The sequence below is a fragment of the Polynucleobacter sp. UK-FUSCHL-C3 genome (assembly GCF_040409815.1).
Lineage (GTDB): Bacteria > Pseudomonadota > Gammaproteobacteria > Burkholderiales > Burkholderiaceae > Polynucleobacter.
In genome coordinates this window covers 1,264,533-1,280,773 of record NZ_CP099959.1, presented here as the reverse complement: position 1 = coordinate 1,280,773, position 16,241 = coordinate 1,264,533, and the positions used below count along the sequence as shown (strand labels likewise).

At 47.0% G+C, this 16,241-nt stretch carries 16 protein-coding genes and 2 tRNA genes; 9 read left to right on the top strand and 9 right to left on the bottom strand.

Going from position 1 to position 16,241, the window contains the following annotated elements:
• Positions 1–13: 13 nt before the first annotated feature.
• Genes NKE59_RS06510 through pgi form a run of 4 tightly spaced genes read right to left on the bottom strand, consistent with a single transcriptional unit; the run spans position 14 to position 3,543 of the window.
• Positions 14–331 (bottom strand): CcdB family protein, encoded by a 318-nt coding sequence (locus NKE59_RS06510; RefSeq protein ID WP_353438169.1) that lies wholly within the window; start codon positions 329–331, stop codon positions 14–16.
• Positions 331–588: a type II toxin-antitoxin system CcdA family antitoxin gene (locus tag NKE59_RS06505; RefSeq protein ID WP_353438168.1), complete on the bottom strand. Its 258-nt coding sequence runs from the start codon at positions 586–588 to the stop codon at positions 331–333. Before NKE59_RS06505 ends, NKE59_RS06510 begins: the two co-directional genes overlap by 1 nt.
• Positions 589–646: 58 nt before the next feature.
• Positions 647–2,032 carry a phosphomannomutase/phosphoglucomutase gene (locus NKE59_RS06500; RefSeq protein WP_353438167.1) on the bottom strand — a complete coding sequence of 462 codons (1,386 nt, stop codon included), beginning with the start codon at positions 2,030–2,032 and terminating at the stop codon, positions 647–649.
• A 5-nt stretch (positions 2,033–2,037) separates the two neighbouring features.
• Complete coding sequence (gene pgi, locus NKE59_RS06495; RefSeq protein ID WP_353438166.1) at positions 2,038–3,543, bottom strand: glucose-6-phosphate isomerase; 1,506 nt, start codon at positions 3,541–3,543, stop codon at positions 2,038–2,040.
• An 83-nt stretch (positions 3,544–3,626) separates the two neighbouring features.
• Between pgi and NKE59_RS06490 the strand changes: the two genes are divergently transcribed.
• Both NKE59_RS06490 and NKE59_RS06485 read left to right on the top strand, forming a co-directional pair.
• On the top strand, positions 3,627–4,742 hold the full coding sequence (locus NKE59_RS06490; protein WP_353438165.1) for an NAD(P)/FAD-dependent oxidoreductase: 1,116 nt from the start codon (positions 3,627–3,629) through the stop codon (positions 4,740–4,742).
• Between the two features lie 59 nt (positions 4,743–4,801).
• Positions 4,802–4,891, top strand: a tRNA-Ser gene (locus NKE59_RS06485).
• A 7-nt stretch (positions 4,892–4,898) separates the two neighbouring features.
• Here NKE59_RS06485 and hemW read toward each other — a convergent pair.
• The 3 genes from hemW to rph are packed head-to-tail and all read right to left on the bottom strand — an operon-like array spanning position 4,899 to position 7,399.
• A complete protein-coding gene (hemW, locus tag NKE59_RS06480) occupies positions 4,899–6,065 on the bottom strand; it encodes a radical SAM family heme chaperone HemW (protein WP_353438164.1) in 1,167 nt (388 codons plus the stop codon).
• Positions 6,058–6,669: an RdgB/HAM1 family non-canonical purine NTP pyrophosphatase gene (rdgB, locus tag NKE59_RS06475; protein WP_353438163.1), complete on the bottom strand. Its 612-nt coding sequence runs from the start codon at positions 6,667–6,669 to the stop codon at positions 6,058–6,060. Before rdgB ends, hemW begins: the two co-directional genes overlap by 8 nt.
• A 1-nt stretch (position 6,670) precedes the next feature.
• The gene (gene rph / locus NKE59_RS06470; RefSeq protein WP_353438162.1) at positions 6,671–7,399 is read right to left on the bottom strand and encodes a ribonuclease PH; all 729 of its coding nucleotides are present in this window, start codon (positions 7,397–7,399) and stop codon (positions 6,671–6,673) included.
• A gap of 32 nt (positions 7,400–7,431) precedes the next feature.
• On the opposite strand from rph, the gene NKE59_RS06465 reads away from it, so the two are divergent.
• From NKE59_RS06465 to NKE59_RS06450, 4 genes are all read left to right on the top strand, one after another.
• Positions 7,432–8,358: a YicC/YloC family endoribonuclease gene (locus NKE59_RS06465; RefSeq protein WP_353438161.1), complete on the top strand. Its 927-nt coding sequence runs from the start codon at positions 7,432–7,434 to the stop codon at positions 8,356–8,358.
• A gap of 14 nt (positions 8,359–8,372) precedes the next feature.
• Positions 8,373–9,005, top strand: a complete 633-nt coding sequence (gene gmk / locus NKE59_RS06460) for a guanylate kinase (RefSeq protein WP_353438160.1) — start codon at positions 8,373–8,375, stop codon at positions 9,003–9,005.
• A gap of 64 nt (positions 9,006–9,069) precedes the next feature.
• Positions 9,070–9,273, top strand: a complete 204-nt coding sequence (gene rpoZ, locus NKE59_RS06455) for a DNA-directed RNA polymerase subunit omega (RefSeq protein ID WP_353438159.1) — start codon at positions 9,070–9,072, stop codon at positions 9,271–9,273.
• A gap of 69 nt (positions 9,274–9,342) precedes the next feature.
• Positions 9,343–11,631, top strand: a complete 2,289-nt coding sequence (locus NKE59_RS06450) for a bifunctional (p)ppGpp synthetase/guanosine-3',5'-bis(diphosphate) 3'-pyrophosphohydrolase (RefSeq protein WP_353439928.1) — start codon at positions 9,343–9,345, stop codon at positions 11,629–11,631.
• A 9-nt stretch (positions 11,632–11,640) separates the two neighbouring features.
• Here NKE59_RS06450 and greB read toward each other — a convergent pair whose 3' ends face one another.
• On the bottom strand, positions 11,641–12,135 hold the full coding sequence (greB, locus tag NKE59_RS06445; RefSeq protein ID WP_353438158.1) for a transcription elongation factor GreB: 495 nt from the start codon (positions 12,133–12,135) through the stop codon (positions 11,641–11,643).
• A gap of 18 nt (positions 12,136–12,153) precedes the next feature.
• Here greB and NKE59_RS06440 point away from each other — a divergent pair.
• The 3 genes from NKE59_RS06440 to NKE59_RS06430 all read left to right on the top strand — a co-directional run bounded on the left by NKE59_RS06440 (position 12,154) and on the right by NKE59_RS06430 (position 15,695).
• Positions 12,154–12,230: transfer RNA gene (locus NKE59_RS06440), tRNA-Arg, on the top strand.
• Between the two features lie 166 nt (positions 12,231–12,396).
• Positions 12,397–13,182, top strand: coding sequence for an SDR family oxidoreductase (locus NKE59_RS06435; RefSeq protein ID WP_353438157.1), 786 nt, complete (start codon positions 12,397–12,399; stop codon positions 13,180–13,182).
• 5 nt (positions 13,183–13,187) lie between these two features.
• Positions 13,188–15,695, top strand: a complete 2,508-nt coding sequence (locus NKE59_RS06430; RefSeq protein WP_353438156.1) for an FtsX-like permease family protein — start codon at positions 13,188–13,190, stop codon at positions 15,693–15,695.
• Here the strand turns inward: NKE59_RS06430 and NKE59_RS06425 are convergent, their stop codons facing one another.
• The gene (locus NKE59_RS06425) at positions 15,696–16,238 is read right to left on the bottom strand and encodes an RDD family protein (RefSeq protein WP_353438155.1); all 543 of its coding nucleotides are present in this window, start codon (positions 16,236–16,238) and stop codon (positions 15,696–15,698) included.
• Between the last annotated feature and the right edge of the window lie 3 nt (positions 16,239–16,241).

Below are 16,241 nucleotides of genomic sequence, written 5' to 3'. Positions count from 1 at the left end.
AAGCTGACCGTGATTAGAAGCCGTGAAAAAGTCTATCAATTGCGGTCATCACAATATGTTGATGATTCTTTAAAGACCCAACCTCTATTTTGAGGATTTTTCTCGGTACAGCTGCCATTTTGGGAGTTTCAAGGGCAAAGTCGCTTCCTTTAATTGAAAAGATCGGAACAAGATCTTGTGGAAGCCGCACTTTTTTATAGAGACTAGCCTTTCTTAACGGGATGACAACTCTGGTTTCTAGGCCGCTTAATAGATCGGTTTGCACATCCAGAAGAAAAGGGGTGGTTTTGGCATGCTCACCAGTATTTTCGTAAATACTAAATCTTGCCATTAGAAGCTCCTCCAGCCATCCAATGGCAAACCTTCCTTTTCAACAGTTTGGTTGTAGCTTGAAAAAAATTCTGTATTTTCAAGCTTCCAGCGACGCTCTTTTTCTTGCTTGACTAGGGAGGCCAAGAACTCATCGCATGCTTTAGATATATTGATGCCCAATTCTTTTGCCTCGGCCAGCACTTCATGGTTGAGGGTGAGGTTGGTTGCCTTTTTTAAGGCTTTCTTTTGAATAAAACTGGAATCATGGATCATCATGAACCGATTATAGGGGTAAATTATGTGCATGTAATATGCGCATAATTTATGTGGGTATTCAGAACGGTAATTTAGCCTCGGGCTTAATAGCTAAAAGCGCAGCCTTAAACTCCCCCTGAATACGCTTGATTGCTTCATCAGAGTCTGCCTCAAAACGGAGAACCACTATGGGCGTTGTGTTTGATGGGCGAGCCAAGCCAAATCCGTCAGCATATTCTACGCGGACCCCATCAATGGTGTTGATCGATTGCGAGCTTGGGAACTGAGGATTAGCCTTGATTTTCTCAAGCAGAAGAAAGGATTCTCCTTCTGCACAGGGTAATTGAAGTTCTGGAGTGCAAATTGCATTAGGTAAGGCATTTAGTACTTCGCTGGGGTTGGCTACTTTACTAAGGATCTCAAGTAGACGAGCGCCGGTATAAAGCCCATCATCAAAGCCAAACCACCGATCCTTAAAGAATATATGCCCGCTCATTTCACCTGCTAGAGGGGCGCCAGTCTCTTTCAGTTTGGCCTTTACCAAGGAGTGACCCGTTTTCCACATCAGAGCTTGGCCACCGTGCTGTTCGATCCAAGGAGCAAGATTGCGTGTGCACTTGACGTCATAGATAATCTGCCCCTTAGGGTGGCGGCTAAGCACATCTTTAGCAAAGAGCATCATTTGGCGATCGGGGAAGATGACTTGACCGTCTTTGGTGACAACCCCTAGACGATCTGCATCTCCATCAAAAGCCAAACCTAGCTCATTATCCGTATTAGCAAGATTGTGAATTAGGTCTTGGAGGTTCTCAAGATGGGCAGGGTCGGGATGGTGATTTGGAAAATTTCCATCGACCTCACAAAAGAGTTCCTGAACATCACAGCCTAGCGCTCTGAACAGCTCTCCTGCAAAAGCACCACCCACACCATTGCCGCAATCAACTGCAATCTTCATGGGTCTGGCAAGGCGAACATCACCCACAATGTATTTGAGGTACTGGGGGAAAATATTGAAGGTGGAGCGCTGACCAGTCCCCTGATGAAAATGCTCACCCTCAATTTGTTTGCGCAAACTCTGAATCTGCTCGCCATAAATAGCCGCACCACCCAGAACCATTTTGAACCCGTTGTAATTTGGAGGATTATGACTACCCGTAATCATGATTCCGGATTTGGGCTGGATGCTACCCAAAGTTTGATTAGCAGCAAAGTAAACCATGGGGGTAGCCACCATGCCCAGATCAATCACATTGATGCCGGTTGACAGTAAACCCTTGGTTAGCGCCTCAATCAGTTCTGGGCCCGATAGACGACCATCGCGACCAATGACCACATCTGTTTCACCAAGATCGCGCATTTGACTGCCAAATGCCTGACCAATCGCATGAGCGATTTGTGGATTGAGGGTCTCATTAATAATGCCCCGAATATCGTAGGCCTTAAAGATGGATGCGGGTACTTGCATAATAATTATTGTTTTAAATAGTTAATGCGGGCAGAGGTTATAGAGTCAAAACCTTCATCATTTGGTTGAGACCCCTTGAGCGCTTCTTCAATCGGCCGAGCTAAGACTTTGCCTAGCTCAACTCCTGGCTGGTCGAATGGATTGAGATTCCACAGAGCTCCTAAAGAAAATGCACGGTGTTCGTATAAGGCTAATAGAGCGCCGAGGTGGTATGCATCTAACTTTGGTAACGCAATTAAATTACTTGGTCGCTTGCCGGCATAGCTCAAATTTGGATCGGAGGACTCTTTACCATGAGCAAGAGCTTGGGCCTGGGCTAAGCAATTGGCTAAGAGAGCATTGTGATGCTCCTTGGCCTCTGGTAATGAGCTCATCGCCTCCTTCACCATAATGAAATCTACCGGGATGATCTCGGGCCCTTGGTGAAGGAGTTGAAAGTAGGAATGTTGTGCATTGGTACCGGCACTTCCAAAAACGATGGGAGAACTTGTTTTTACATACTTGCCTTGTCTATCGGTACTCTTGCCATTACTTTCCATATCGAGTTGTTGTAGCCAAAATGGAAGGAGTTCTAAAGCATGTGCATAGGGCAACACCGCATACGCCTTAGAGTGATGTTTAGTTTGTTGATGGTAAAGCGCAAGAGCAAGTAAAACGGGTAGATTGTGAGAGATTGGCGTGCTTGCAAAATGCTGATCCATCGCATTGGCACCGGATAAAAATTGTTTGAAGGTCTCAAAACCATACTGCAAAGCAATTGGAAGACCAACCGCAGACCAGACCGAGAAGCGTCCGCCTACCCAATCCCAAAACGGGAAAATATTGTCTGCTTGAATACCAAAGGATTCGGCTGCTTTGACATTGCAGGTAACGGCAAATAAAGAGTTTTGGATCTGCGAGCTTGTGAGATTCTTAGCCTTAAACCAATTGATGATGGTCTTTGCGTTCATCATGGTTTCAGAAGTACTAAAGGATTTAGAAACAATCAATACCTTAGTGCTATTAGCTTGTGCGCGCTCCAGAATATGGCTTAACTCAGCGCTATCGACGTTGGCAGCAAAATGAACTCGCATGCCACGATTTGGTTTGTTCGCAGAGTGAGCTAAGGCCTGCACTGCTAGGCGCGGTCCAAAATCAGAACCACCAATTCCGATATGGATTAAATCAGTTACCCCTACCCATTTATTACATAAACCCTCCATGCGTTGCCAAACCTCAGCAATTGCTGGCATTACATCATTGCCCTTATAAAGCATTGGATTTTTATTTAGATCACGCAGGGTGGTATGCAGGGCAGGTCGGTGTTCTGAGGTGTTTACCAGACCACCGGTCAATAACTCAGTAATCTGCCCTTTGAGACCTATTTGATCCGCCTTGGTAAATAGGCTGGCCCACTCTGGTTGACTAATTCCTTGATAAGCAAGATCAAGGGTAAGGCCGGCAGCTTGTAATGAACCAAAGACCGCTTTCGAGGGATTGGCACTATCGCTTTGAGCAGACTTGGTAGACATAGGTGGATTTTATCAATAAGCCCCTCAAAAGCCTATTTAAGGCTGAAGTGTTACGATTTTGTCTTCATGCAAAGCAGAACAATATGGAACGATTAGATTGTGTCGTAGTTGGGGCTGGCGTTGTCGGCTTAGCCATCGCCCGCGAGATGGCTTTGCAGGGTCATGAGACCATTTTGTTAGAGCGCGAGTCCTCATTTGGAACAATTAGCAGCGCCAGAAACAGTGAGGTCATCCACGCAGGTATTTATTACCCAAAAGATTCTTTAAAGGCTAAATTTTGCGTTGAAGGTAATCGTCTTTTATATGAATATTGCCGGGGTCACCAGGTAGGCACCCAGCGTTACGGTAAATTAATTGTTGCTAGTGATAAAAATCAGATTGATGCCTTAGAGGGACTTTTCTATAAGGCTCAACTCAATCAGGCCCCAGAAATTAGCATGATTACTGCTAAGGAGGCCAAGACCTTGGAGCCAGACCTGAGAGTAGAAGCAGCAATTCTTTCTAAGTCTTCTGGCATTGTTGATAGCCATGCTTACATGCTCTCCCTTTTGGGTGGGTTTGAGGATGCAGGCGGGATGGTTGCCTATTTATCTCCCCTCATCCGGGCGACAGTCATATCCGGTGGCTTTGAGTTGGAGGTTGGTGGGACAGACTCGATGCGCCTGCAAACTAAATATCTGATTAATTGTGCAGGCATGAGCGCACCCGCCATTGCTAGAAAGATCGAGGGTCTAGCTCCTGAAACAATCCCTCAGGCCTATTTTGCAAAGGGTAATTACTTTTCCCTCTCTGGCAGGTCACCATTCAAACATTTGATATATCCAGTCCCGGAGCCAGGTGGACTCGGAGTTCATTTGACATTGGATATGGCAGGGCAAGCAAAGTTTGGCCCCGATGTGGAGTGGCTCGACATTGAGTCTGAGGAGCAAATTAATTACGCCGTGGATCCCAAGCGGGGCGAGCGTTTTTATGAGGCAATCCGCCAATACTGGCCGAACCTTAAAGACGGAGCACTGCAAGCGGATTACTCAGGGGTTAGGGCTAAGATTGTGTCTAAGGACCAAGCCGCTGGGGATTTTAGGATTGATGGCCCAGAGGAGCATGAAATCGAAGGCCTCTATAACCTCTATGGCTTTGAATCACCTGCATTAACCTCAAGCCTCGCGATTGCGCAGCATTTAAGAAAGATAATGGTTTAGTTGGAAATTTCAAAGCAGAAAGCCTAATTCCGTAACTTCCTTATAATCTCACCTTTAATGGAAGCGTGGCAGAGTGGTTGAATGCACCAGTCTTGAAAACTGGCGAGGATGAAAGTCCTCCGTGAGTTCGAATCTCACCGCTTCCGCCAATGCTATTTATTTCAAGAATAGTTCTTGTAGGTCATTGAGATAGCGCATACCAAGGGCTGTTGCTTTCAGTCGCATCGGATCCTCGTCTAATAAGCCCTTGCGAATCGCCTCATCGATTGCTTTAGAGATTCGATGCAAAGGCAGACCAGTGCGTTCTGTAAATTGGTGGGTTGGTACACCATTGATTAATCTAAGACCATTCAACATGAACTCAAACGCCAGATCGTCGATCTCGATGCTACGGCTCTCAAGACAGGCAGAGTTCTCTTTGAAGATTTTGTCCATATACGTTTCGGGATGACGTTCACGGATTTGCCGAGTAATACGATTTGGCATCGAGATCTTGCCATGCGCACCTGCACCGATGCCAATATAGTCTCCAAATTCCCAGTAATTCAGATTGTGTCTGCAGACCTGGTCATCTTGACAGTAGGCGGATACCTCATAGCGCTGATACCCCCTCTCTTGAAGGGTGGAGAGTGCAAACTCAAACATGACATCACTTTCATCCTCGTTCGGTAGGGGTGGTGGATGGCTTGCAAAGTAGGTATTGGGCTCCATGGTGAGGTGATAGAGCGATAGATGCTTCGTTTGGAAAGACAAGGCGCGCAGTAGATCGGCTTTTGCTTCATCGGCAGTTTGTTCTGGCAAGGCATACATCACATCAAGATTGACACTTGCAAAGTAGTCCTGAGCAATTTCAATGGCAGCCTGCGCTTCAGAAGCGTTATGGATACGGCCTAAGAATTTGAGGTGGCGATCATTAAAACTCTGTATCCCTAGCGATACTCGATTGACTCCCAGCTGGGCAAATTCTCTAAACTTTGCAGCTTCTACTGATCCTGGATTAGCCTCCAGAGTGATCTCGGCATGAGGTTCGAGCGGTATTAGGGCTCGAACATGGGAGAGCAGTTCATCAAGACCAGCGGGGGAGAGTAGGCTGGGTGTGCCACCGCCAATAAAAATGGTGTGTACCCGCCGCCCCCAAATGTTCGGAAGCTCTGTTTGTAAATCTGCAATCAGCGCCTGAATGTAGCGCTTCTCATCAAAGCCCCCATCTTTCACCTGATGCGAGTTAAAGTCGCAATAGGGACATTTGCGCTCACACCAAGGAAAGTGGATATAGAGCGAAAGCGGGGGTAATGCTTTGAGCTGTATTGCAGTGTCAAGCATTAGCGGTAAAGAAAGAAGAGTTTTGTAATTGGCTCATGAGGTTCCTTAAGGCTTGACCTCGATGACTAATTTGGTTTTTATGCTCCGCTAGCAACTCAGCAGCAGTTTTGCCCTGCTCGGGCAGGTAAAAGTAGGGGTCATAGCCAAAGCCATTGGCACCCCGTGGCGTATCGATGATTTCCCCATCCCAGCGTGTTTCTACAATGAGAGGTTGTGAATCTGTGGCGCTGCGAACCAATGCCAAGACACAAACGTAATGGGCGCGACGATTTGGTTGATTTTCTAATGCCGATATCAGTTTCCGGTTGTTATCGCGATCAGAACAATGCTCCCCTGCAAAACGAGCAGAGCGTACTCCAGGCGCACCACCTAAGGCGTCGACACAGATCCCCGAGTCGTCCGCTAAAGCTGGCAGAGCACTGAGTAAGCTAGCATGTCTTGCCTTGGCTAGCGCATTATCCACAAAGGTTTCAAAGGGTTCCTCTGCAGCCGGGATACTCAGTTGCCCTTGGGCTATCACATCGATTGCAAATGGTTTTAGAAGTTCAGCAAACTCACGCAACTTCCCAGCATTATTGGATGCTAATACTAGGCTTTGATTCATCTTAGGTGAGCGCTTTTCTCTGTAGAGTACTGAGTTCTTCAATGCCGGCTTGGGCTAAGTCAAGAAGAGCCTCTAGTTCGGTGCGTGAGAAGGGCGCGCCCTCAGCCGTACCTTGAACTTCAATTATGCCGCCCTTACCGGTCATGACAACGTTCATATCGGTATTGCAGGCAGAGTCCTCGGCGTAATCTAAATCCAAAACGGGTACGCCTTGAAAGATGCCGACCGAGATTGCTGCAACACTATCAAGAATTGGATCACTGGTAATTACTTTATTTTTGAGTAGGAGATTAACTGCATCGCGGGCTGCAACATAAGCCCCAGTGATCGCAGCGGTTCTTGTACCGCCATCCGCTTGTAATACATCACAATCCAAATGAATTGTTCGTTCCCCTAGAGCCTTGAGATCAAAAACACTGCGCATTGCTCGACCGATTAGACGTTGGATCTCTTGTGTGCGACCACTTTGCTTGCCTCTAGCCGCCTCGCGATCAGAGCGAGTATGGGTGGAGCGGGGCAGCATGCCGTATTCGGCGGTCACCCAACCCTCTCCTGATCCCTTCTGATGGGGTGGTACCTTTTCTAGGACGCTGGCGGTGCATAAGACCTTCGTATCCCCAAACCCAATGAGGACAGAGCCTTCAGCATGTTTTGTGAAGGAGCGTGTGACTGTCACGGGTCGTAGGTCGCGGGCTTGGCGTTGGCTAGGACGCTGAAAGGGCTGATTCATGGGAGATTACCTTTGCAATTTACAATGCCTACATGATATCGAGCATGACAGGTTATGGAAGCGCCTCCCGCCAAATTCAGTTGGGTTCGGGGGGCTTTGCTAATTTACAGGTAGAGATTAGGGCGGTGAACAGCCGTTTTCTGGATATAAGTTTCCGGATGCCCGATGAGTGCCGGAGTGCTGAATCAGGTATCCGAGAGCTTTTAAATAAAACTCTCAAGCGTGGCAAGATCGAGGTTCGGGCAGCTTGGCGTTTAACGCAATCGGAGTCAGGCCATGCAAAAACCGCTATTAGCGTTAACCAAGCTAAGTTGGCAGCTCTTCAAGAACTGCAGCAGGGTATTAAAAAACAGTTTCCGGATGCCGGTGAACTGCGAATGGCAGACATTTTACGCTGGCCAGGCGTCGTAACAGAATCAGAAACTGCAGAAGATCAATGGCAGGTCGCAAGTATTGAAGCCGGTCAGGAAGCTCTAAAACAATTACTGAGTGCGCGTCAAGAAGAGGGTAAGGCTCTAGCGTTGGTGCTAGGCACTATTTTGACCTCGATGGAGGCTATCGTGACTCGGATAGAGCCCCGAATGCCAGAGATCGTTTCTCAATATCAAAGTAAATTGGTCGCTCGTTTAGAAGAAGCGCTTGGTACTCATTCCAAGACAGTGCAAATACCAATCAATAGCGAGTTGATGGAAAGGATTCGGCAAGAGGTTGTTCTCTATGCAGTCCGGATTGATGTGGCTGAGGAGTTGGCGCGCCTAAAGACTCATTTACAGACTGCTCATACAACCCTGCAGGAGGGCGGGCCTGTTGGTAAGCGTTTAGATTTCTTGATCCAAGAGCTTAATCGGGAAGCCAATACCCTAGGATCTAAATCAGTCAATCCGGACTTTACCAACGCCGCGCTCGAACTCAAATTATTGATTGAGCAAATGCGCGAGCAGGTGCAGAATCTAGAGTAAATCCTATTATTAATATGAACACGACCCCGCAATCGTATGAAGGAAGTATGTTGATGATTGTGGCTCCTTCGGGTGCCGGCAAATCGTCATTAGTCAACGCTTTGCTTGAGGCAGATCACAGCCTGCAACTCTCTTTATCTTGTACTACACGAGCACCACGGGCTGGGGAGTTAGATGGGCGCGATTACTCATTCATTTCTAAAGAGCAATTCTTAGCCAAGAAATCCTCAGGTGATTTTCTAGAGTGGGCGGAAGTGCACGGCAATCTTTATGGCACTTCTCGCTCATGGATTGAGGGACAAATGCAAAAGGGAAGCGATGTCATTCTAGAAATTGATTGGCAAGGCGCACAACAGATTCGTCAATTAATACCGCAAGCTATTTGGATTTTTATCTTTCCACCGTCGATACAGGCTTTGGAAGAACGCCTTTATAAACGCGGTCAGGATGATAAAGAGACCATTGCCAAGCGGGTTGCAGCGGCTCATATTGAGCTCCAGCATGCCCATGAAGCTGACTTTATCGTGGTTAATGAGATCTTTGCCGACGCTTTGCGGGATCTGCAAGCCATTGTGGCTTCAAGCCGCTTGCGTGCAAGCCCCATGATGGCTCGTTACCCCGCACTCGTTAAGCGTCTTGGGGCGTGATCCCAGCCAATCAGTTATCCTATAGGGGTTGGAGATCCTCCTAATCTAAATAAGTGAGTTCCGTATGGCCCGTATTACTGTAGAAGATTGTTTAAAAACCGTACCCAATCGTTTTGAGTTGGTCTTGGCCGCAACCTATCGTGCGCGTCAGCTCGTTCAGGGTCACGCAGCCCGCGTGGATGCAAAAGACAAGGCAACCGTTGTCGCCTTGCGTGAGATTGCTGCTGGCGTAACCGATCGGGATATGTTGACCAAAGTTCCTCTTTAAATTGGAGGCCCCGCTGTGGCGTCAATAGTCACCACAACGGGTTTGCTAGGCGAAAGTTCGTCTAGCCAATTGAGTGCAAACTCAGCTAAGGCGGGTCTCAGTACAAATCAAAGTGTGATTGCTTCATTGCTTGAGCAATCGAGTCGGCACCTGTTTGGGCCAACATCACAGCCTACCGTTCCACCTAAGCAACAAGTTGTCTCGATCACCGGCCTCACCGAGAAACTTCATTACCTCAAGCCAGAGGAAATTAATCAAATCAAACGGGCATTTCAGTTTGCCGATACTGCTCATCTGGGACAGTATCGTCACAGTGGCGAGCCTTATATTACCCATCCGGTCTCCGTTGCTGAGTTATGTGCTAGTTGGCGTCTTGACGCTCAGAGCATCATGGCTGCTTTATTGCATGATGTGATTGAAGATTCAGGGTATTCACAAACCGATCTGGTTAACCAGTTTGGAGCTAAAGTTGCCGAATTGGTCGAAGGTTTAACCAAGCTAGATAAATTAGAGTTCCAAAGTCATGCCGAAGCACAAGCCGAGAGTTTTCGGAAGATGTTCATGGCGATGGCGCGCGATGTACGCGTGATCTTAGTGAAGCTTGCTGATCGTACCCATAACATGCATACCTTAGATGCAGTGCCTGTCGAGAAGAGACGTCGCGTGGCCCTAGAGACCATGGAGATCTACGCGCCAATTGCGCATCGTTTGGGTTTGAACCTGATCTATCGTGATTTACAAGATGTAAGCTTTAAGCACTCGATGCCGATGCGCTTTAGGGTAATTGAAAACGCGGTCAAGAAAGCGCGAGGTAATCGTCGTGAGATGGTCGACAAGATTTTGCAGAGTGTGCGCTCGCAATTTGGTAAGGCAGCGATTGAGGTTGATTTACAGGGGAGAGAAAAAACGCTTTTTAGCATCTATAACAAGATGCGCAGCAAGCACTTGAGTTTTTCCCAGGTTTTAGATGTTTATGCCTTCCGCGTTACCGTTCACACGGTCGATGAGACCTATCGCGCTTTAGGCATATTGCATTCGCTCTATAAGCCGATGCCAGGGAAGTTTAAGGATTACATTGCGATTCCCAAGCTGAATGGCTATCAGTCGTTGCATACCACTTTGGTAGGTCCATCCGGTGTGCCGGTAGAGTTTCAGATACGAACTGCTGATATGCATGCGGTTGCTGAATCTGGGGTTGCAGCACACTGGGTCTACAAAGATGGTTCTCCAGAGTTAAGCGAGGTACAAAATCGTGCGCACCAATGGCTGCAGTCTTTGGTCGATATCCAAGATAATAGTGGCGATTCACAGGAGTTTTTGGAGCATGTGAAGATTGATCTGTTCCCAGATGCCGTTTACGTATTTACGCCCAAGGGGCAGATCCGTGCATTACCAAGGGGAGCGACAGCATTAGATTTTGCATACTCTATTCATAGTGATTTAGGAAACGCCTGCGTAGCGGTCAAGATTAATAATCTGCAATTACCCTTACGCACTGAGTTAAAGAATGGCGATATTGTGGAGGTGATTAACTCGACCTCATCACAACCCAATCCAGGCTGGTTAGAGTTTGTGCGCACTGGTAAAGCGCGTGCAGCAATTCGTCATTCATTAAAGACAAAACACTATGCAGAAGCTCTTCAACTCGGTGAGCGATTATTAGCCAGTGCTTTACGACAGCAGGGGGTTGATGCTGGCTTATTGGTTCCCGAGTTATGGGAGAAATTGTTGCATTGGACGGGTGATAAAACTCGCGAAGAGGTGTGTGTGAACATTGTGCTTGGTCGAAGAACGGCGCAAGAGCTCGCTACGCGCTTAAAGATCCTCATTGGAGAGGAAGCCGGCTCAGAACAAATGCGACTCGGTACGGGTGATTGGAGTACCTTACATAATGAACCACTGGGGCAGGCAATTGTGGTGGATGGTCGCGAGGGAATGTCGGTAAGCTTCCAAAGTTGCTGCCACCCCATTCCGGGCGATGACATTATTGGCTACCTAGGAAAGGGCGAGGGCCTACAAATTCATACACAGGATTGCAAAGTTGCATTTAGGATGCTCTCTAAAGATAGTGACAAATGGGCGGGAGTGCAGTGGAGTAAAGATACCAATCGAGAATTTGATGTCGCTATTATAGTAGATACAAAGCAAGGTAAGGGCGTATTGGCGAGAGTGGCTAGCAGTATTACGTCAGCCGATTCGAACATCTTGAACGTCTCGATGGATGATAAGTACAAAGAAGACTCCGTAACGATGCGCTTTACGATTCAGGTATCTAATCGCCTGCACTTATCCCGAGTATTAAGAGGGCTGCGCACTAACTCTGACGTATTTAGAGTGATCCGTAATCGCAGTGCCTAAGCAAAGTGACTACGACTCATCGTAGTTCACCCCAACAATATCAATCTCTTTTAACCCTGAAGGAGTTTGTATTTTGACCGTATCCCCCACCTTTGCTTTGATGAGCGCCTTTGCAATCGGCGAGACCCAACTAACATAGCCTCGTTCAAGATCAACCTCATCGACCCCCACGATCCGAATGGTGGTCTCAATCCCTTCAGAGTCGCAGTATTGAACGGTAGCGCCAAAAAATATCTGTTCAGGATCACCACCGTTGGCGATTCGGTCAGAGTTATTAACCACAACGGCGTTTTCTAGGCGTTGGTTTAAGAAGCGAATACGCCGATCGATCTCTCGTAAGCGCTTCTTGCCATAGGTATAGTCCCCATTTTCTGAGCGATCGCCGTTGGATGCAGCCCAATGGACCACCTGAACGATTTCTGGACGCTCCTGATCCAAAAGGTGCAATAACTCCGTTTTGAGGGCTTGATGACCAATGGGGGTAATGTAGTTCTTGCTATCCATGGCATAATTCTGCCTCATGCGGCTGTAGCTCAGTTGGATAGAGTACTTGGCTACGAACCAAGGGGTCGTGGGTTCGAATCCTGCCAGCCGCGCCATATTCCTATTATTTGCCCTCCACGGGCAAATTCCTCAAAGCCTAAATAGTTTGTTTTAATACTAACTATTAGGCTTACCCTTAATAGAATAATCATTTTATTAAGGCTGTTTTCAAATAAAAAGATATTTTCATAATAAACAATTGAAATTACTAAGGGAGATGAAATGGATTTAGGACTTAAAGGAAAAACAGCACTGGTTATCGCCTCAAGCCGAGGTCTTGGTCAAGCCATGGCTGTTGCCTTGGCACGCGAGGGAGTGAAGGTTGCTGTAACCGGTCGCAATGCAGATAGTTTGCAGCAGACTGTTCAGATGATTGAGGCTGTGGGTGGAAAAGCCTTAGCCCTGAATTGGGATCTGGCCAACCTAGATTCGATTGATGCTCATGTGAAAGAGGTAGAGTCAACACTAGGTCCGATTGATATATTGATTAACAATACTGGTGGTCCGCCACCCACGACCGCTACTGGGCAAGACCCACAGTTATGGCAAAAAAGTTTTAATGAAATGGTCTTATCCCTAATGGGCATTACAGACCGAGTATTACCAGGTATGCGTGAACGTAAGTGGGGTAGAGTAATTACCAGCACGACCTCGGGTGCAATTGTGCCAATCAAAAATTTAGTAATCTCTAACACTCTGCGCGCTGCATTATTGGCATGGTCAAAGACCTTGGCAGCCGAGGTTGCTGCAGAAGGTGTTACTGTCAATATTGTCATGCCAGGTCGTGTTGCAACAGATCGTTTACGCCAATTGGATGAGGCGCGTGCTAAGCGCGAGAACATTAGCTATGAACAAGTAGTGAGTGCAAGCCTTAAAACAATCCCGATGGGGCGTTATGGTGATCCTAAAGAATACGGAGATACCGTTGCGTTCTTGGCAAGTACCAATGCTTCTTACATCACTGGATCGGTCATTCGCATCGATGGCGGACAAGTACCGAGTATTTAATTGCCATGTTAACTTTCGCAAAGGAGCTTCGAGCAAAAGAGCTCCTTTGGCTTTTTATAGCCCTCGTTTTATCGGTTGCCGCATTATCTAGCGTCAGCTTTCTGGCCGATCGTTTACAACGTAGTTTTGAGATAGACGGGCGTACTTTACTAGCATCTGATTTATTGATTGCTGCAGATCAGCCTATTTCCGCTCAACTCATTGAGGAAGCAAACGCAAAGAAATTAGGGATTGCGCAAACGGTTGTATTTCCCAGTATGGTTAGCCATGGGGGTGAAAGTAAATTAAGCTCACTCAAGGCGGTTAGTAATGCATACCCATTGCGCGGTACGTTGCAAATTAGTCGTCAGGACACATTAAGCAAAGATAAAGATCTCTCTGTCATTGAGGTCACTGGCATGCCACCCAAGAATACTGTTTGGGTAGATCCGGCAGTATTAATTTCCCTGAAAGCAAAGATTGGGGATCGTCTAATAATCGGTGATCGTCAATTTCAGATTGATGCAGTGATTATTCGGGAGCTCGATCGTGGAGCCGCGTTTATGAATTTTGCGCCTCGCGTGATGATCGCTTTAGATGATTTAGCAAGTACCGGCCTAATCGGGTTTGGAAGTCGGGTTACCTATCGCCTATTACTTTCTGGAAGCGATGCCCAAATAAAGTCTTATCAAACATGGGCAACAGGCTTCATTGAGCAACAAAAACTTCGCGGTATCCGGATTGAGTCTTTAGAGAATGCACAGCCAGTGATGCGCAAGACCCTAGAACGCGCTGAGCGGTTTTTATCGATTGTTGCTTTGATGACCGCATTAATCTGTGCTCTTGCTATTGCTTTAGCTGCAAGACGTTACGTTCTAAAGCAAGCCGATATTAGCGCAGTCTGGAAATGCTTTGGTGCCAGTCAAGGCATGATTTTGCGGAGGCAGTTATACCTCTTGGCAGCCATTGGTTTAGTAGCAAGCTTTTCTGGCGCAGCGATTGGTTGGTTTGCTCAAGAAAGTTTGATGCAGTTACTGGGGGGGTTAATCCGGGGTAATTTACCAGCCCCATCAATTTGGCCTATGGTTTGGAGCATTATTTTTGCCTTATTACTTTTATTAGGATTTGCCGGACCGCCCATGCTCACCTTAAGCCAGATATCGCCACTCCGCTTAGTGCGACGAGAGTTTGGTAGGGTGCCATTTGCCGCTCAGTCGATGGCTGCATTTGGCCTGCTTAGTTGCTTGGCATTAATTTTCTGGGCAACTCGTGATTGGAAATTATTAATTTGGGTCACAGTTTGTTTTGGGTTAGGGGCAATAGCATTTGCAGCCTTAGCTTACTTGGGTCTTTGGAGTCTAGGTCGATTTGCCCAATCTAGTCATTTGGCTAATATTGGTTTTGCTCTTCGCTTTGCTATTAGTGCGCAGTCACGCCGTGCTGCCTTTGCCATGATTCAGGTGAGCTCACTTGCTTTGGCAATCATGGCTCTACTACTGATCTTTCTTCTGCGACAAGATTTGTTGCAGAGTTGGCAAGCAAATGTGCCGGTCGATGCACCCAATCGTTTCTTGATCAATATTCAAAACGATCAACGGCAAACTGTTCGGCAAATGCTAGATACCGGAGGGGTAGGCCAGGTGCAGTTATACCCCATGGTACGAGGTAGACTCACACAAATCAATGGGCGCGAGGTCATGCCCGATCAGTATCAATCCGATAATGCCAAGCGATTAGTGGATCGTGAGTTCAATCTTTCCTATACATCCATTTTTCCGACGGATAATCAATTGGTATCGGGTCGTTGGTTTGGGGAAGATAGTAGGCCACAGATTTCTCTGGAAACCGGCATTGCAAAAACCTTAGGACTAAGCTTGGGCGATCAAATGAGTTTTGATATCGCTGGGCAAACGATTACTGCTCCCATCACCTCTTTACGTAAACTTGATTGGGGATCAATGCAGGTTAATTTTTTCGTGATCTTTCCGCCCGAGGCCTTAAAGAGTTTCCCGCAATCTTGGATTACGTCTTATCACCAAGCGAAGAACTTAGAATCCTTGGATATTCAGTTGGCCCAACGATATCCAAATCTTACGATTGTGGATATTGATAACTCTTTGAGGCAAATTCAGGAAGTTTTAAATCGCTTGGCAAGCGCTCTTGGACTATTGCTTGCATTTACCCTTTGCGCTGCCATTCTGGTGTTATTTGCGGTTTTGGGCTCAACGCAGGATGATCGCTTTCGAGATGCTGCTTTGTTAAAAGCAATGGGCACTTCCAAGCAAACATTAAGTCAATTGGTTTTTATGGAACTCGCAGCGATTGGTTTGATATCAGGCTTGCTCGGCGGTCTTGCGGCTAGTGCTAGTACATGGGCCTTGGGTCGCTATCTCCTAGAAATTGAGTTTTACTCATTTGCGAGCGCAATTGCTCTAGGTATGTTGATTGGCTTGCTGATGAGTTTGATTGCGGGTGCTCAGTTACAACGCAAAATACAAAGCGCAAGCACGATGGATTGCTTGCGCGCAGCATAACTAAGCCTTTGTTGGCACTTGCTCTTTTTTCGGATATCTAGGTAATTCAATCAATTTTGTACCTGCCATTCGATCGGGTAGGCCTTGACGATGTTTGCGATCGATATAAATACTGAGTGGCCATAAGAAAAGAGCCACTACAAAGAGTAGGCTGATGATTTGCCAGCCCCGCAAAGGAAAAGCGGCATGAACTGCTAAGCAGGGCAATAACCAGAGTGAGCCGTATACATAACGCCAGAACGCTTGTTTTTTTTCAGGGCGATAGCCATCTGCAGTGATTAGTTGTATGCGCCAGGTTTGCATCGCAAGAGTTTGACCATTACGGCGCCAATACCAGGTGAAGTAGAGGGCAAGGACCCCATACAGATAGAAGAAGGTGAGCCAGCTTGGGATTGCTATTCCAAAGACAATACCAATGATTAGATTGGGGACCAGGAAGGTGAAGGCAAGAACCCCCAAAAGGATTAATTGCTCGTAGAGATTACAAAAAACCCTTCGCCAAAATCGAGGTGAGGGCAGTGCTTTGAGATCGCTGGGGTTCATCCC

Bases quoted from the DNA above. Each gene is read 5' to 3' on its own strand.
- NKE59_RS06510 (WP_353438169.1), bottom strand. From the start codon at position 331: ATGGCAAGATTTAGTATTTACGAAAATACTGGTGAGCATGCCAAAACC.
- NKE59_RS06505 (WP_353438168.1), bottom strand. From the start codon at position 588: ATGATGATCCATGATTCCAGTTTTATTCAAAAGAAAGCCTTAAAAAAG.
- NKE59_RS06500 (WP_353438167.1), bottom strand. From the start codon at position 2,032: ATGCAAGTACCCGCATCCATCTTTAAGGCCTACGATATTCGGGGCATT.
- pgi (WP_353438166.1), bottom strand. From the start codon at position 3,543: ATGTCTACCAAGTCTGCTCAAAGCGATAGTGCCAATCCCTCGAAAGCG.
- NKE59_RS06490 (WP_353438165.1), top strand. From the start codon at position 3,627: ATGGAACGATTAGATTGTGTCGTAGTTGGGGCTGGCGTTGTCGGCTTA.
- hemW (WP_353438164.1), bottom strand. From the start codon at position 6,065: ATGCTTGACACTGCAATACAGCTCAAAGCATTACCCCCGCTTTCGCTC.
- rdgB (WP_353438163.1), bottom strand. From the start codon at position 6,669: ATGAATCAAAGCCTAGTATTAGCATCCAATAATGCTGGGAAGTTGCGT.
- rph (WP_353438162.1), bottom strand. From the start codon at position 7,399: ATGAATCAGCCCTTTCAGCGTCCTAGCCAACGCCAAGCCCGCGACCTA.
- NKE59_RS06465 (WP_353438161.1), top strand. From the start codon at position 7,432: ATGATATCGAGCATGACAGGTTATGGAAGCGCCTCCCGCCAAATTCAG.
- gmk (WP_353438160.1), top strand. From the start codon at position 8,373: ATGAACACGACCCCGCAATCGTATGAAGGAAGTATGTTGATGATTGTG.
- rpoZ (WP_353438159.1), top strand. From the start codon at position 9,070: ATGGCCCGTATTACTGTAGAAGATTGTTTAAAAACCGTACCCAATCGT.
- greB (WP_353438158.1), bottom strand. From the start codon at position 12,135: ATGGATAGCAAGAACTACATTACCCCCATTGGTCATCAAGCCCTCAAA.
- NKE59_RS06435 (WP_353438157.1), top strand. From the start codon at position 12,397: ATGGATTTAGGACTTAAAGGAAAAACAGCACTGGTTATCGCCTCAAGC.
- NKE59_RS06430 (WP_353438156.1), top strand. From the start codon at position 13,188: ATGTTAACTTTCGCAAAGGAGCTTCGAGCAAAAGAGCTCCTTTGGCTT.
- NKE59_RS06425 (WP_353438155.1), bottom strand. From the start codon at position 16,238: ATGAACCCCAGCGATCTCAAAGCACTGCCCTCACCTCGATTTTGGCGA.